Annotated in this window: 1 pseudogene; it reads left to right on the top strand. The window is 83.8% G+C overall.

Features of this window, described 5'->3' with window-relative positions:
- Nucleotides 1-284 (top strand): annotated as a pseudogene (locus KVT14_RS20310) (hypothetical protein); the annotation flags it as partial.

Here is a 284-nt window from a genome sequence, read left to right as displayed (position 1 = left end):
CGAGGGCATCCCGGGGGCCGACGCGGTCGGGGTCGGCGGACGGCGGCGCGGGCCGGTGGTGGACGCGGCGCTGACCCCCGCGGCCGCCCCGTCGTACGCGCCGGCGGGCGCCCAGCTGGTGCAGGCGACCTCGGTGCTGCCGCCGGGCCCGTGGGACGCCGCTGCCCGCCCCGACCCGGCCGAGGTGCGGCGCCAGGCGGGGGAGATGCGCGGCGTCGACCCGCGGGGCTGGCGCGAGCTCGCGACGCACGAGATCGCGCACGCGCTCCCCGCGGCGACGCCGC

Origin of the sequence: Cellulomonas sp. GbtcB1 (assembly GCF_019091725.1) — a bacterium.
GTDB lineage: Bacteria > Actinomycetota > Actinomycetes > Actinomycetales > Cellulomonadaceae > Cellulomonas.
This window is presented reverse-complemented; position numbering and strand designations above follow the sequence as displayed.